Origin of the sequence: Stenotrophomonas sp. PE591 (assembly GCF_018320795.1) — a bacterium.
GTDB lineage: Bacteria > Pseudomonadota > Gammaproteobacteria > Xanthomonadales > Xanthomonadaceae > Stenotrophomonas > Stenotrophomonas maltophilia.
On record NZ_JAAOKO010000001.1, the window covers coordinates 871,138 to 886,776 of the forward strand.

Annotated in this window: 10 protein-coding genes and 8 tRNA genes; 3 read left to right on the top strand and 15 right to left on the bottom strand. The window is 64.8% G+C overall.

The annotated features are described in order from the left end of the window. The first annotated feature begins 9 nt into the window (after positions 1–9). Together gloB and JLDANKMP_RS04330 are read left to right on the top strand one after the other, a co-directional pair. Positions 10–774 (top strand): hydroxyacylglutathione hydrolase, encoded by a 765-nt coding sequence (gloB, locus tag JLDANKMP_RS04325; protein ID WP_005412427.1) that lies wholly within the window; start codon positions 10–12, stop codon positions 772–774. Then, the gene (locus JLDANKMP_RS04330) at positions 771–1,970 is read left to right on the top strand and encodes a lytic transglycosylase domain-containing protein (RefSeq protein ID WP_043033713.1); all 1,200 of its coding nucleotides are present in this window, start codon (positions 771–773) and stop codon (positions 1,968–1,970) included. The genes gloB and JLDANKMP_RS04330 overlap by 4 nt, the downstream gene beginning before the upstream one ends. Positions 1,971–2,181: 211 nt before the next feature. Here the strand turns inward: JLDANKMP_RS04330 and JLDANKMP_RS04335 are convergent, their stop codons facing one another. From JLDANKMP_RS04335 to JLDANKMP_RS04405, 15 genes are all read right to left on the bottom strand, one after another. Continuing rightward, complete coding sequence (locus tag JLDANKMP_RS04335; RefSeq protein WP_005408271.1) at positions 2,182–4,137, bottom strand: peptidyl-prolyl cis-trans isomerase; 1,956 nt, start codon at positions 4,135–4,137, stop codon at positions 2,182–2,184. 146 nt (positions 4,138–4,283) lie between these two features. Next, positions 4,284–4,360 (bottom strand) — tRNA-Asp (locus tag JLDANKMP_RS04340). A 106-nt stretch (positions 4,361–4,466) separates the two neighbouring features. After that, positions 4,467–4,543 (bottom strand) — tRNA-Asp (locus JLDANKMP_RS04345). Between the two features lie 86 nt (positions 4,544–4,629). Next, positions 4,630–4,706 (bottom strand) — tRNA-Asp (locus tag JLDANKMP_RS04350). Positions 4,707–4,790: 84 nt separating this feature from the next. Further along, positions 4,791–4,867: transfer RNA gene (locus tag JLDANKMP_RS04355), tRNA-Asp, on the bottom strand. A gap of 26 nt (positions 4,868–4,893) precedes the next feature. After that, a tRNA-Val gene (locus JLDANKMP_RS04360) sits at positions 4,894–4,968 on the bottom strand. A gap of 11 nt (positions 4,969–4,979) precedes the next feature. Continuing rightward, entirely contained in the window at positions 4,980–5,252 is a 273-nt protein-coding gene (locus JLDANKMP_RS04365; protein ID WP_005408270.1) for an HU family DNA-binding protein, read from the bottom strand. A gap of 217 nt (positions 5,253–5,469) precedes the next feature. Continuing rightward, positions 5,470–7,917, bottom strand: a complete 2,448-nt coding sequence (gene lon / locus JLDANKMP_RS04370; protein WP_049452184.1) for an endopeptidase La — start codon at positions 7,915–7,917, stop codon at positions 5,470–5,472. 143 nt (positions 7,918–8,060) lie between these two features. Beyond that, entirely contained in the window at positions 8,061–9,350 is a 1,290-nt protein-coding gene (gene clpX / locus JLDANKMP_RS04375) for an ATP-dependent Clp protease ATP-binding subunit ClpX (protein ID WP_004154600.1), read from the bottom strand. Positions 9,351–9,476: 126 nt separating this feature from the next. Further along, the gene (clpP, locus tag JLDANKMP_RS04380) at positions 9,477–10,103 is read right to left on the bottom strand and encodes an ATP-dependent Clp endopeptidase proteolytic subunit ClpP (protein ID WP_004146318.1); all 627 of its coding nucleotides are present in this window, start codon (positions 10,101–10,103) and stop codon (positions 9,477–9,479) included. A gap of 75 nt (positions 10,104–10,178) precedes the next feature. Beyond that, the gene (gene tig, locus JLDANKMP_RS04385) at positions 10,179–11,474 is read right to left on the bottom strand and encodes a trigger factor (RefSeq protein WP_005408268.1); all 1,296 of its coding nucleotides are present in this window, start codon (positions 11,472–11,474) and stop codon (positions 10,179–10,181) included. Positions 11,475–11,664: 190 nt separating this feature from the next. Next, positions 11,665–11,749 (bottom strand) — tRNA-Leu (locus JLDANKMP_RS04390). Positions 11,750–11,888: 139 nt separating this feature from the next. Beyond that, the gene (locus tag JLDANKMP_RS04395; protein WP_033835465.1) at positions 11,889–12,188 is read right to left on the bottom strand and encodes a hypothetical protein; all 300 of its coding nucleotides are present in this window, start codon (positions 12,186–12,188) and stop codon (positions 11,889–11,891) included. 220 nt (positions 12,189–12,408) lie between these two features. Beyond that, a tRNA-Lys gene (locus JLDANKMP_RS04400) sits at positions 12,409–12,484 on the bottom strand. A 197-nt stretch (positions 12,485–12,681) separates the two neighbouring features. Next, positions 12,682–12,757, bottom strand: a tRNA-Lys gene (locus tag JLDANKMP_RS04405). Positions 12,758–13,203: 446 nt separating this feature from the next. Here JLDANKMP_RS04405 and JLDANKMP_RS04410 point away from each other — a divergent pair. Beyond that, complete coding sequence (locus JLDANKMP_RS04410) at positions 13,204–15,639, top strand: DNA-directed RNA polymerase (RefSeq protein ID WP_212560608.1); 2,436 nt, start codon at positions 13,204–13,206, stop codon at positions 15,637–15,639.

Sequence of the window (15,639 nt, forward strand, 5' to 3'; positions counted from 1 at the left end):
TCCAATTCTATGCGACTGACTGCCCTGCCCGCATTTGCGGATAACTACATCTGGACGCTGATCGCCGACGATGGCACTGCCGTGGTCGTCGACCCCGGCGATGCCGCGCCAGTGCTCGCACTGGCCGATCAGGGCCTGCGCGTGGACACGATCCTGCTCACCCACCACCACGACGACCACATCGGTGGCGTGCCCGCACTGCAGGCTCGTTTTCCCGGTGTACGGGTCATCGCGCCGGTCGAAGAGCGCATCCCCACGGCCACCGAACGCGTCGGCGAAGGTGAACGCGTTCAGGCACTGGGCCGGACGTTCCACGTACTATCCGTGCCCGGGCATACCCGCAGCCACATCGCGTTTCACACTGCTGAACATCTTTTCAGCGGAGATTCGTTGTTCAGCCTGGGCTGTGGACGTCTGTTCGAAGGTACGCCGTCCCAGCTGCTGGCATCGATGCGCAAGCTGGGTACCTTGCCCGCGCAACTGCTGCTTTGTTGCGCTCATGAGTACACCGTGTCAAATGCCGTCTTCGCGCGGCATGTCGACCCCGCCAACGCTGCCCTGTGGCAGCGCCAAGAGGAGGCTTTGGCCATGCGCCGCGATGACCGTTCCACCCTGCCGGTAACCCTGGCCAACGAATTCGACTGCAATCCCTTCCTGCGTGTGCACGCGGCGCCGATCCGTGCGTCGGTCTCGGCACACCTGGGCCGTGACGTCGTTGACGACGTCGACGTGATGGCCGGTCTCCGGCACTGGAAAGACGGCTTCCGCGCATGATGCGCCGAAGTCTGCCGCTGGCCCTGGGCCTTGCCCTGGGGCTGGCCGGAACCGCGGGCGCGCAGTCGCTGGGCGCCGGCATCAGCCAGAACCTGACCGCTGCCGCGGCCCTGCCGCTGGATCCGTCCGCGCTGCCAGCAGCCTCGGTGCGTAACGGCCAGGAGATCTTCACCAGCTTCCGCGACGGCCTGGCCGAACCCAGCTGCGACGCCGAGGCCACCAGCCCGCGCTGGCAGAAGCAGTTCGCCCACGCCCCCTCGCGCCTGGCCAACCAGGATGACGATGCGCTGGTGCTGTTCGGCTACGTGGTCGAAGAGCTGCGCAAGGCCGACCTGCCCACCGAGTTCGCGCTGATTCCCTTCGTGGAAAGCGGCTACCGGCCCAATGCCCGCAATGGCAGCGGCCCGACCGGCCTGTGGCAGTTCATCGCCACCACCGCGCGCAACCACCGCGTGCCGATGACCAACGGCTATGACGGCCGCCTGTCGGCGGTCGATTCGACCCAGGCCGCAGTGCGCTACCTGAAGACCCTGCACGGCATGTTCGGCGGCGACTGGCGCCTGGCCACCATGGCCTACAACGCCGGCGAGTACCGCGTGCTGCAGTCCATGCGCAAGGCTGGCATGAACGCGCAGAACGCCAAGCCTTCAGCGCTGCCCGGCCTGTCGCCGGTCACCCATGCCTACGTCGAGAAGCTGCATGCCCTGGCCTGCGTGCTGGAAGACGTGGAAGACCAGCCTGGCGTGATGGCCTCGCTGGACCGCACCGTGCCGGTGCTGAAGGACCACACCCTGCCTGCGGGCACCAGCGTGCAGCAGTGGGCCGCACAGCGCGCCCTGGACCCTGCCAGGATCGCCCGCCTCAACCCGGCCCTGGCCTCCGGTGGCCGCCCCTCGGGTACCACCCGCGTGCTGGCGCCGGTCTCGGCCGCAAATGCGACGGTAGCGGAGGCAGCGACCGCGCTGGTCGCCACCACCGCACCGGTGGCGGCCGCTGTACCGACGCCGCAGGTCACCAGAACCGTCGCCGCGATCGCCGACCGTCCGCGCAGCCGCCGCCACACCGTGCGTGATGGCGAGTCGGCCTGGACCATCGCCCGCCGCTACGGCATGCCGGTCAAGGCCCTGCTGTCGCTGAACGGCCTGAGCGGCAGCAGCGTGCTGAAGCCTGGCGCGGTGCTGCGCGTCGAGGATTGACGCACAGGCCAAGCGCCTCCCGTATAGAGCCGAGCCCATGCTCGGCTTTTTCATGCCTGCGCCCAGCGGATGCAGTCGAGCACGACTCGACCTTACAAAAGGCGGTCGAGCAAGCTCGACCACTACCAGAGGCCAAGCGCGCCACAAACGACGCGAAGACAAAAAAGGCCCGGCATTGCCGGGCCTTCTTCGATCCTGCACGCCGCGAGGCTTACAGGTTCGCTTCGGTGGTCTGGATCACGAACTTCTTGCGCATCGCCTCGACATAGGCCTTGGCCGCAGCCATGCCATCGATCTGGCTCAGCTGGTCCTTCAGCTGCTTCTGCTGCTCGGCGGTCACTTCCTTCACGTCGCCCGGGTTCACCTTGTTCACCGCGAACAGCAACGCATGGCCGTTGACATCGACCTTGCCGTAGCTCGGCTTGCCATCGGCCGGCACCGGCGCGCTGAAGATCGCGCGGTTGATTTCCGGGGTCGGCACTGGCTGGCTGCGCGGCAGGCCGGGCATCGGGCTCAGCTGCAGCTTCTCGCTGGCCGCCAGCGACTGCAGGGTGGCGCCCGCCTTCAGCTTGGCCAGCACGGCATCGGCCGCCTTGTCGCTGGCCTGGCGCTGACGGTCGGCACGGATCGCGGCGATCACCTGCTCGCGCGCCTTGTCCAGCGGCATGGCCTGTTCCGGGGTGTGCGCGGCCACGCGGATGACCACACTGTGGTTGGTCGCGCCGCCCAGCGCGATCGGGTCGCTGGCGGTCCCGTCCTGCACCAGCACGTCGGAGAAGGCGGCACGCAGCACGCCCGGGTCAGCGGCGATGCCGCTGGCGGTGGCACGGGTGATCGGGCCCAGCGTCTGCAGCGGCAGGTTCACTTCCTTGGCCGCGGCAGCCAGATCGCTCGGGCTCTTGTTGATGGCGTCGACCAGACGGCCGGCCAGTTCGTTGAAGCCGCGCTCGCCGTCGGCCTTCAGCTGCTCGGCAGCCAGCGTGTCACGCACTTCCTCGAAGGACTTGCCCTGGCCGCCACGAACCGCAGCAACCTTGATGATGTGATAGCCGAACTCGGTCTTGACCGGACCAATCACGTCACCGGCCTTGGCAGCGAACAGCGCATCTTCGAACGGCTTGACCATCGCGCCGCGTTCGACCCAACCCAGGTCACCACCCTGGCCCTTCGAACCCGGGTCTTCCGAGTTGGCCTTGGCCAGTGCAGCGAAGTCGGCGCCGGCGGCCTTGGCTTCGGCGGCAATCTTGTTCGCCTTGGCTTCGGCACCGTCGCCGGTGATCAGGATATGCGAGGCCTGGCGCTGCTCCGGCGTGGTGAACTTCGCCTTCTCGTCTTCATAGCGCTTGCGCAGGGTGGCTTCGTCGGCGGCGGTCGGTGCCGGCAGGTTCGCACCATTGATCTCGACGTACTCGAGCGAAACGCTCTCGGCCTGGCGGAAGTCCTTGCCATGGCTGTCGTACCACTGCTTGATCTGCGCGTCGGTCACCGGCGCGGTATCGGCCGGCACTTCCGGCAGCGCGGCCAGTTCGACATCGCGGGTCTCGCCCAGCAGCTTCAGCAGGCGCTCGGTCTCGGACTGGGTAACGAAGCCCGAGTTCTGCAGGCCCGACGGGATCACCGACTGCTGCAGGCTCTCACGCACCAGTTCCTGGAACTGGGTCGGCGTGCGCGGCGGATTGCCACCGGCAAGCGCCAGGCGGTAGTTGTTCTCGTTGAACTTGCCGTTCGAATCGAGGAAGGCCGGGATGGTGGCGATGTACTCGCGCACCGCGCCATCGCCGATCACGACACCGGCCTGCTCGCCGACCAGGCGCACGACCTGTTCGTCGATCAGCTGATCGAGCACGGCCAGCTTGTTTTCGGTGCTTTCAAACGCGCGCGGGTCGAAATTCTCGCCCTGCTGCTGGCGCTCACGCATGCGCTCCTGCTCGAAGCGGGTGCGGAAATCCTGCGCGCTGATCTCATGATGCTGCCACAGCATGCGCACCGGCCACCACGACGGTGCCGAACGCCACCAGGTCGGCGGCGCGGAAACCTTGGCCACGTTCTGTGCGCCAACGCCACCGAGGTAGCTGTTGTCGATCACGAACAGGAACGGAATCATCAGCAGCCCCAGGATCACGGTGACGATCCAGCCTGAGGTCTTGTCGCGGAGTTTCTGCAGCATGGTGAGGAATCACAAGGCCTGATTGGCGAGCCCGGCAGTGTAACCCGCTTCGTCGCAGGGACCAAAAGCAGCACCGGCGTGGCCTGCGCACCGCTTCCGACGGCACAAAGAAAAAGCCCCCGGCTTGCGCCGAGGGCTTTTAGAGTTGGCGGAGCGGACGGGACTCGAACCCGCGACCTCCGGCGTGACAGGCCAGCATTCTAACCAGCTGAACTACCGCTCCGCGCTGAAACTTTGCAGGCGCCCAGTATATCCGAAGACTCCCTGGAAACCCAGCCCGATGAACACTTTTTTCAAAGTTTTTTCACAGGGACTTAAGAATTCTGCAATGGCGGAGCGGACGGGACTCGAACCCGCGACCTCCGGCGTGACAGGCCAGCATTCTAACCAGCTGAACTACCGCTCCGTTCTTGCAAAAACCTTTCGCCTTCTTCCCGAGCCTTCCGGGGAGAAGACAAGGCCCCCGGCTTCAGGCCGGGGGCCTCGATGTAGTGGCGGAGCGGACGGGACTCGAACCCGCGACCTCCGGCGTGACAGGCCAGCATTCTAACCAGCTGAACTACCGCTCCGCATTGTTGCTTTTTTTGCTTTCCAGCCGGCCTGGACCGGGAAGAAAACAAAGCCTCCAGCTTTTGGCCGGAGGCCTCGTTGAATGGCGGAGCGGACGGGACTCGAACCCGCGACCTCCGGCGTGACAGGCCAGCATTCTAACCAGCTGAACTACCGCTCCACACTCAAACTTTTACCGCGGTGCTGTGGTGGGTGCTGAGGGTTTCGAACCCCCGACCCTCTCCGTGTAAAGGAGACGCTCTACCGCTGAGCTAAGCACCCCAGCGAGCCGCTTAGTTTACAGCATCCTTCAGGGCCTTGCCAGCCTTGAACGACGGATTCTTCGAAGCAGCGATCTTGATGGTGTCGCCGGTCTTCGGGTTGCGGCCGGTGCGTGCAGCACGGTCGCGGACCTGGAAGGTACCGAAGCCAACCAGGGTGACCGCATCGCCGTCCTTCAGCGCCTTGGTGATGGCAGCAACGACGGCATCGACAGCGCGGCTGGACTCGGCCTTGGTCAGGTCGGCAGCTTCAGCAACGGCATCGATCAATTCGGTCTTGTTCATTCTCTACAACTCCTTTGGCGGTGGGTTCCGCTTATTCGACAGGGAAGCAACCGCATGCCTTCTGCATGCGGCCACCATGTGGAAACGGTTCGCCGATTCAGTCATCGCTGACAGCGATCACTCATTCGCGAGTGCTGCTTTTATACCAGTGGCCCTACCCCCACGCAAGCTGGAAAGCCAGCAATGACGCGGGTTTCGGGCCATTGGACAGCGCGCGTCAATGCTTGACGCGCGCGCTTCCACTCGGTTTGGCCTTGCTGCGCACCGTGACACGCTGCGCACTCTTGCGCGCCTTCTTCGGTGCCAACGGACGCTCCAGCGCCAGGTCCAGGACCTCTTCGATGTACTTCACCGGGACGATCTTCAGATCGCGGGTGACGTTGGCCGGAATGTCGGCCAGGTCCTTGCGGTTCTCTTCCGGGATGATGACCGTGCGGATGCCGCCACGCAGTGCCGCCAGCAGCTTTTCCTTCAGGCCACCGATGGCGGTGACGCGACCACGCAGGGTGATCTCGCCGGTCATCGCCACATCGGCACGCACCGGCACCCTGGTCAGCATCGACACCAGCGAGGTGACCATTGCCGCACCGGCGCTCGGGCCGTCCTTCGGGGTGGCGCCATCGGGCACGTGCAGGTGCACGTCGTGCTTCTGCAGGAAGTCGCTGTCGATACCGAAGCCGACCGCGCGCGAACGCACCACCGACAGCGCCGCTGAAGCCGATTCCTTCATCACGTTGCCGAGCTGGCCGGTCAGGATCAGCTGGCCCTTGCCCGGCACCAGCGTCGATTCGATCTGCAGCAGGTCGCCGCCCACCTCGGTCCAGGCCAGGCCGGTGACCAGGCCGATCTCGTTCTCTTCCTCCGCACGGCCGAAGTCGAAGCGACGCACGCCCAGGTACTTGTCCAGGTTCTTGCTGGACACGCTCACCAGCGCCTTCTTCTTCGCGCCCTTCTTCGCCTTCACCGGCTGCGGGCCGGCCAGCGCGATCTCCTTCACCACCTTGCGGCAGATCTTGGCGATCTCGCGTTCCAGGTTGCGCACGCCCGATTCGCGCGTGTAGTAGCGCACGATGTCCTGGATGGCATCGCTGCCGATCTCCAGCTCTTCCGGCTGCAGGCCGTTGGCCTTGACCTGCTTGGGCACCAGGTAGCGGGTGGCGATGTTGAGCTTCTCATCCTCGGTGTAGCCGGGGATGCGGATCACTTCCATGCGGTCCAGCAGCGGGCCGGGAATGTTGAGCGAGTTCGAGGTGGCCACGAACATCACTTCGGACAGGTCCAGGTCCACTTCCAGGTAATGGTCGTTGAACGCGTTGTTCTGCTCCGGGTCGAGCACTTCCAGCAGCGCCGAAGACGGATCGCCACGGAAGTCCATCGACATCTTGTCGATCTCGTCGAGCACGAACAGCGGGTTCTTGCTGCCGACCTTGTTGAGGTTCTGCACGATGCGGCCCGGCATCGAACCGACGTAGGTACGACGGTGGCCACGGATCTCGGCCTCGTCGCGCACGCCGCCCAGCGACATGCGCACGAACTTGCGGTTGGTGGCCTTGGCGATGGACTGGCCCAGCGAGGTCTTGCCCACGCCCGGCGGCCCGACCAGGCACAGGATCGGTCCCTTCATCTGCTTCACGCGCGACTGTACCGCCAGGTATTCAAGGATGCGTTCCTTGACCTTCTCCAGGCCGTAGTGATCGGCGTCGAGGGTGTCCTGCGCAGCCTTCAGGTCCTTGCGCACCTTGCTGCGCTTCTTCCACGGCACGCCCAGCAGCCACTCCAGGTAGTTGCGCACCACAGCGGCTTCGGCCGACATCGGCGACATCTGCTTGAGCTTGTTCAGTTCGTTGCGCGCCTTGGCTTCAACGGCCTTCGGCATGCCGGCTTCGGCGATCTTGCGGGCCAGTTCTTCCAGCTCGCCCGGTGCGTCGTCCAGGTCACCCAGTTCCTTCTGGATGGCCTTCATCTGTTCGTTGAGGTAGTACTCGCGCTGGCTCTTCTCCATCTGCGACTTCACGCGGCCGCGGATGCGCTTCTCCATCTGCTGCACGTCGATCTCGCCGTCGACCAGGCCGACCAGCATTTCCAGGCGGTCGCCCACGGCCAAGGTTTCCAGCAGGCGCTGCTTGTCGGCCAGGCGCACGCTGATGTGCGCGGCGATGGTGTCGGCCAGGCGCGCCGGCTCATCAATGCCCGATAACGTCTGCAACAGCTCCGGCGGCAGCTTGCGGTTGGTCTTGACGTACTGCTCAAACAGCGACATCAGCGAGCGGGCGATGGCCTCGACCTCGCGCGCTTCGCGCTCGTCAGTGGCGTCGATCTCCACCGCCTGGCCGTGCAGCGAGCCGTTGCGCTCGTCGACGTGGGTGACCTGCACGCGCGACAGTCCTTCGACCAGCACCTTGATGGTGCCGTCGGGCAGCTTCAGCAGCTGCAGCACCTGCGCCAGCGTACCGACCTGGTAGAGGTCGGCCGCATGCGGGTCGTCGGTTTCGGCCGACTTCTGCGCCAGCAGCAGGATGCGCTTGTCCGCCTCCATTGCCTGTTCGAGCGCGTGCATGGACTTGTCACGGCCGACGAACAGCGGGATGACCATGTGCGGGAACACCACTACGTCGCGCAGCGGCAGGACCGGCAGGTCGAGGGTTTCACTTGGGGAACGGGCCATGGGGGCTCCAGGGAAGGGGGAAAACCGCCTCCGGGAGGGCATCTTCCGGAGACAAAAAAAGCCGATGGCCCCGTTATGGGGCCATCGGCTTTCAGATGCAAGGCATTCCTTGAAAATCCTTTCCAATCAACAACCTGGAAGGATCACTCGGCGCCTGCGGCCTTCTGTTCAGGGGCCGCCGGGGTCTGGTAGATCAGGTACGGCTCTGACTTGTGCTCGATCACCGACTCGTCCACCACCACCTTGCTGACGTTTTCCTGCGACGGCAGGTCGTACATGGTGTCCAGCAGGACCGATTCGACGATGGTGCGCAGGCCGCGGGCACCGGTCTTGCGCTTGAGCGCCTTGCGGGCAATGGCCGACAACGCGTCCGGGCGGAACTCCAGCTCGACGTTCTCCATCTCGAACAGCTTCTTGAACTGCTTGGTGATGGCGTTCTTCGGCTCGGTCAGGATCTTGATCAGGGCCGGCTCGTCCAGCTCCTCCAGGGTCGCCACCACCGGCAGGCGGCCGACGAACTCGGGAATCAAGCCGAACTTGATCAGGTCTTCCGGCTCGACTTCGGCCAGCACCTTGCCCACTTCCTGCTTGCGCTCGCTGCTCTTCACCTTGGCGCCGAAGCCGATGCTGCCGACGTCGGTGGAACGGGCCTGGATCACCTTGTCCAGCCCGGCGAACGCGCCGCCGCAGATGAACAGGATGTTCTTGGTGTCCACCTGCAGGAATTCCTGCTGCGGGTGCTTGCGGCCGCCCTGCGGCGGAACGCTGGCCACGGTGCCTTCGATCAGCTTCAGCAGCGCCTGCTGCACGCCTTCGCCGGACACATCGCGGGTGATCGACGGGTTCTCGCTCTTGCGCGAGATCTTGTCGATTTCATCGATGTAGACGATGCCCTGCTGCGCCTTCTCGACGTCGTAGTCGCACTTCTGCAGCAGCTTCTGGATGATGTTCTCCACGTCCTCGCCCACGTAACCGGCTTCGGTCAGCGTGGTGGCGTCGGCCATGGTGAACGGCACGTTGAGCAGGCGGGCCAGGGTCTCGGCCAGCAGGGTCTTGCCCGAACCGGTCGGGCCGACCAGCAGGATGTTCGACTTCGCCAGTTCGACGTCGTCGTTCTTCTGCCGGCTCTCGATGCGCTTGTAGTGGTTGTACACGGCCACGGCCAGGGTGCGCTTGGCGCGGTTCTGGCCGATCACGTACTGGTCGAGCACCTCGAGGATCTCGCGCGGCTTCGGCAGCGAACTGCGCGCCGACTGCGCCTTTTCCTCAAGCTCCTCGCGGATGATGTCGTTGCACAGCTCCACGCATTCATCACAGATGAACACGCTCGGACCCGCAATCAGCTTGCGCACTTCATGCTGGCTCTTGCCGCAGAAAGAGCAGTAGAGGATCTTGCCGGTGTCCGTGGAACGACCTTGGCGGTCTTCGCTCATGCTTCGCTTACCCAGTTACCCCACCCGCTGAACGGGGGTTCGATTCGAGAATAGCACAGGGCCGAGGGGACACCAGTCCCGCCCGACCCTGCAGGAACGAGGCCTCCATGGCCCCGTGAAGGCCGGTCAACCGGCCTGGATCGACTCATCCGGACGACGCTCCAGGACCTGGTCGACCAGACCGTAGGCCTGCGCCTCGAAGGCGCTCTTGAAGTTGTCGCGCTCGGTGTCGCGGGCGATCGTCTCCAGCGACTGGCCGGTGTGCTTGGCCAGCACCTCGTTCAGGCGCGAACGCAGGGTCAGGATCTCACGCGCGTGGATGTCGATGTCGGTGGCCTGGCCCTGGTAGCCACCCAGCGGCTGGTGGATCATCACGCGCGAGTTCGGCAGCGCATAGCGCTTGCCGGCTTCGCCCGCGGCCAGCAGCAGGGCACCCATCGAGGCAGCCTGGCCGATGCAGGTAGTGCTCACATTCGGCTTGATGTACTGCATGGTGTCGTAGATCGCCATGCCGGCGGTGACCACGCCACCCGGCGAGTTGATGTAGATGTTGATGTCCTTTTCCGGGTTTTCCGATTCCAGGAACAGCAACTGCGCCACCACCACGTTGGCCATGTGATCGTCGATCGGGCCCACGAGGAAGATCAGGCGCTCCTTCAACAGGCGCGAATAGATGTCGTAGGCACGCTCGCCGCGGCTGGTCTGCTCGACCACCATCGGAACCAGGTTCAGGGCTTTGGTTCGGTTGTCCATTACGTGAGGTACCTATCTTGGGGGGCAACAACCCCGCGCCGGCAAAGGCGCGGGGCATCCGGTGATCCGCCCGGCTTACTGGCGGATCGCGTCCTGGAACGACAGCTTCTCTTCGGTGTGCTGGGCACGCTCGGCGATCCAGTCGATCACCTGCTCTTCCATCACACGGTTCTGCAGGCCAGACATCAGCTGGGGGTCGTTGCGGTACATCTCAATGACCTGCTCCGGCTCTTCGTAGGTCGAAGCGATCAGACGCATCGTTTCGTTCAGGCGCTTGGCTTCCAGGCGCAGGTCGTTGATGCGGGCCACTTCACCGACCAGCAGGCCGACCAGCACGCGCTTGGCGGCCGCTTCCTTGAAGCCTTCGTGGGCATCGGCCGGGATCTCGCCGACGTTCTGGCCGTTGCGGCGGATCTGCTCGACCTGCTGGGCCAGCATGGCACGGGCTTCGTTCTCGACCAGGCGCGGCGGCATTTCCACCGAGGAATAGGCGGCGATCAGCTGCTCGCCCACTTCGCGGCGCAGGCGGTTCATCAGCGCGCCCTTCAGCTCGCGCTCCAGGTTGGCGCGGATGTCGCTGCGGAACTGCTCCACGTCGCCGCCCTTCACGCCAAAGCTCTTGATGAAGGCTTCGTCGACCGCCGGCACGACCGGCTCGGACACTTCGGCGACCTTGACGGTGACCTGCACGGTCTTGCCGGCCAGCACCGGCACGCGCCAGTCAGCCGGGAACTCGACGTCCAGGGTCTTCTCTTCGCCCTTGGCCAGGCCGACCAGGCCCTTTTCAATGGTCTCGAACATCATGCCCTGGCCGAGCACGATCGAACCCTTCTCGGTGCCTTCGGCCGGCAGGCGCTCTTCACCGGCCTGCGACCAGGTTTCCACCGCGACCAGGTCACCGTCCTGCGCGCCACGGCTGACCGGGGCCCAGGTACGACGCTGGTTCTGCAGGTTCTCGATCATCTGGTCGATGTCGGCGTCGGTGATCTCGGCGGTGTGGCGCACGACAGTCAGCTTGCTGACGTCGATGTCGCCGAAGTCCGGCACCACTTCCACGGTGGCCACGAAGGAGAATTCACCCTCGTCGCCCTTGTCGATGCGCGGGCTGCCGACGATGCGCAGATCGTGCTCGCGCACAGCCGCGTCGAAGGTTTCGCGCAGCAGGCCGTCCAGCGCCTCGCCACGGACCTGCGCGCCGAAGCGCTGCTCGATCACCTTGGCCGGCACCTTGCCCGGACGGAAACCCTTGATGCGGGTGGTACGGGCGATTTCGCCCAGGCGGCCGACGATGTGGCTCTGCAGACGGTCTTCCGGCAGCGAGAAGCTCAGGCGGCGTTCCAGGTTGCCGGTGGATTCGATCGAAGCTTGCATGTTGACTCCTGCCACCGGTGGCCCACGCCCCCGGCTCGATGATTGGGATGAAACGGTTGTAAGGACACGACGTCTGGGACGCGCCTGCTTGCCGCAGCCCTTTAGTTTCGCCCAATTCGGCCTGCACTGCCAGCGCGTGCCGGTCAAGGGGGGCAGCGGGGCCTGATCAGGGCGGGGGACAGGCCGGCACTGGTGCGAAAGGGGGGACTCGAACCCCCACGCCTTGCGGCACTGGAACCTAAATCCAGGGCGTCTACCAATTCCGCCACTTTCGCGTGGCCGGCACAGGCGTTCATTGTCGCAGGCGCCGGCTCGAATCGGAAGGCCTGCACAAAACTGAACATGACAGGCGGGCACATCGTCCGCGCCAAAGGCCGTCCCGAAAGTCAGGCGACCGTTCGGGACGGCAGCGACTCAGTGTTTCGCCGCGGCAGGAGGCGCAGATGCGTCAGCGCCCTGCCCAGCCGCATCCACCTTGCGGCTGTCCACGCCACCATCATCGGTGCGACGCAGGTCCACAGCCTCGCTGGCGGCCCCACCCTCCGCCAGCGATGCCGGCTGCGCGACTCCGGCGATCGGGCGCGCCGGAACGGCCCCGGTGCCCGCATCGCGCTCGACCGTCTTCGCCGGGTCACTGCCAGGTGCGCAGGCCACCAGCGCCAGCAACGCGAAAGGAACCCACGCCATCCGGGACAGTCGGTTGATATCGGTCATCAGCTTCTTCCTTCGTACATGCGCCCTCGGCGCGGAAGATCCATTGGGTGCGATGAAAGAGGCAATGCGGTGAGAAGCAGCGCACAGCATTGAGAACACTGATGACGCACATGCCCCTGGTTTCAGCACCGCTTCAGTAGATCCGCGCCATGCGTGGATGAAGCGCAACCCGGCAAACAGGCAAGAAAAAAGCCACTTGGCGAACCAAGTGGCTTTCGTCTGGTGGGCTGTCAAGGATTCGAACCTTGGACCTATTGATTAAGAGTCAACTGCTCTACCAACTGAGCTAACAGCCCGAAATCGGGGCGCGAATTATGACCCGATCCGCTCGGTGGGTGCAAGCACTTTTTTCAACATCGTTGAAACCAGCGCCGCAGTCCCGCTGCCGCTGCAGAACCCCGCCAGGCGGAGCGCTTCAGCGTGTGATCCATCGAAATGACGGGGTCACACTTATAAGAAAAAAGCCACCTGGCGTACCAGGTGGCTTCTGTCTTGGTGGGCCGTCAAGGATTCGAACCTTGGACCTATTGATTAAGAGTCAACTGCTCTACCAACTGAGCTAACGGCCCGTGAAACTCAGACGCACATTGTAACGTGCATTCTGTTTATTGCAATACCGCTCCGGCTGCGCCGATACGGTTGAAACAGTGGGGTGGCTGAGGGGATTCGAACCCCCGACCACCGGAATCACAATCTGATTCCGCTGATCTTGAACCCCAGCAAGTGCAAGCACTTACGAGACGCACATCGTAACAGGTGACATCACGGGTGACAACTAGGTGACGCCTAGTGCCGTCACAGGTGACGCGAGGTGACGCCGAATAAAGTGGTCATCTTCGGCGGACCTCCCCCCTAGGACAACCATTCAGAACTACTCATTGCTGTTCACCACCGAGGACTACTACAGTTCCACATAGGTCCACCCAGGACCAACAACCGAACCACTCAGGACCGTACCGGGCAGCCCCCGGTGCGGTCCTCCCGTTTTGACTTTTGCATCCCCCGAGGGCAAACGATGACGACTTGGCAAGAGAACGACCTGCACGCCGCCCAGCTCGAACTGGAGAAGGAAAGCACCAGCCTGGGCATTGCCCGCTACGAGAAGATCAGGGAGCAGCGCCAGGAGGCCGAGACCGGCCCCGGCCGCAAGCTGGTCATGGAGAGCATCGACGCCACCGCCGCCGCGATCATGGCGTTCGTGGCCGAAGCCGACACCGGCAAGCCGGGCAAGCGCCACGCCGCCCTCAAATTCATCCGCCACCTGAACCCCCACGCCCTCGCCTATCTGACCAGCTTCACCTGCGTCAACGCGCTGGTCGCCGATCACCGCAAGGCGGTGTCCGTGGCGATCACCCTGGGCCACGAGGTCGCCAACGAGATCAATTTCTCCCTGCTCCGCGAGAAGCACCCCGGCCTGTACCGGGTGGTCCAGGAGCAGCTCAAGAAGTCCACCTCGGCCCGGCACTCCACCGCCGTCATGCGGCACGTCATCGCCGACGCCGAGTTCGCCCCCGAGGACGACAAGCGCCTCTACCTGTCCGACAAGGACGCGCTGCTGGTGGGCATGAAGCTCATCGAGCTGTTCGTCGAGGCGACCGGGCTGGTCGAGCTGGTCACCGTGGCCGAGCGCGGCAAGCGCCACCTGCTCATCGCCGGGAATCAGAAGGTGCTCGACTGGCTGACCAAGGCCCACGACAGCGCCGCCCTGTACCAGCCGGTGCTGATGCCGATGGTCGTCCCGCCGCGTCCGTGGACCACGCCCCGCGACGGCGGCTACCTGACCGACATCGGCGGCCGGGCTGACCTCGTGCGTACCCGCAACCGCGCCTACAAGCGCGAGCTGGCGCTGGTCGATATGCCCAACGTCTACCAGGCCCTCAACGCCATCCAGGCAACCGCCTGGAAGGTGAACGTGCCCGTCCTGGAGGTCATGCGCGAGCTGTGGAACGCAGGCGGCGGTGTCGCTGGGCTGCCGGAGCGCGAGCTGCTGGACCTGCCGAGCCGCCCTGCCCTACTGGAGACCGACCCGGACTACTTCAAGGAGCACCACGCCGACGAGTTCAAGGAATGGAAGCGCGACCGCGCCAAGGTCTACGAGGCCAACGCGCGCAGCGTGTCCACCCGCCTCGCCGCCGCGCAGAAGATCGCCTTGGCGGAGAAGTTCGCCGAGTACCCCGCGATCTACTTCCCGCACAACCTCGACTTCCGCGGCCGGTGCTACCCCCTGCCACCGACGCTGACCCCGCAGGGTGATGATGCGGCCAAGGGCCTGCTGACGTTCGCCCAAGGCGTGCCGCTCGGCGAGGACGGTGCCTACTGGCTCGCCATCCACGTCGCCAACTGCTTCGGCGTGGACAAGGTGTCGTTCGAGGAGCGCGTGGCCTGGGTGCGCGAGCACGAGGAGCAGATTCTCGACAGCGCCCTCGATCCGCTGGACGGCCAACGCTTCTGGATGGACGCCGACAGCCCGTTCTGCGCGCTGGCCGCGTGCTTCGAGTGGCTCGGCTACAGCCTCAACGGCCGCGATCACGTCTCCCATCTCCCCATCGCGCTCGACGGCTCCTGCAACGGCCTCCAGAACTTCTCGGCCATGCTGCGCGACTCCGTGGGCGGCGCAGCCACCAACCTGATCCCGCAGCCGAAGCCCGCCGACATCTATTCGCGAGTGAAGGACGTGGCCCAGGAGAAGCTGCGCGCCCGTGCCGAGAGCGGCGACCCGTTGGCGATCAAGCTGGACGGCCAGCTCACCCGCGACATCGTGAAGCAGCCGGTGATGACGCTGCCCTACGGCGTCACGAAGTCGGGCATGCGTGCTCAGGTGCTCTCCAAGTTCAAGAAGCTGGGCATGGAGGACGATTGGGAAACCGCCGAGTACCTGGCGACCCTGCTGTGGGAGTGCATCGGCGAGGTGGTGATCGCAGCCCGCGCGGCAATGGACTGGCTCCGTGACGCCTCCAAGGTCGCCTCGTCGGCCGACCTGCCGGTGAGCTGGACAACCCCCGCTGGCTTCCCGGTCCTCCAGGAGTACCGCGAGGAGGAGGGCGTCCGCATCCGGCCGCACGTCGGAGGCCGCGAGGTGAATTTAGTGGTCAACATCGGCGGTACTAAGCTCGACCGTCGCAGGCAGACCCTCGGGATCAGCCCGAACTTCGTTCACTCCTGCGACGCCAGCCACATGATGCTGACCACCTGCCTCGCGGCAGAGAACGGCATCGAGTCGTTCGCAATGATCCACGACTCCTACGGTACGCACGCGGGCCAGGCAGCAATCCTCGCCGCCGCACTCCGACAGGCGTTCGTCGATCAGTACAGCGGCGACGTACTGGCCGACTTCCGACAGCAACTCGTCGAGCAGCTCCCGCCAGAAGCGGCAGAGAAACTCCCACCCCTCCCGCCGCATGGCGACCTGGACCTCAGCCTGGTGCTGGAGTCGCGCTATTTCTTTGCCTAG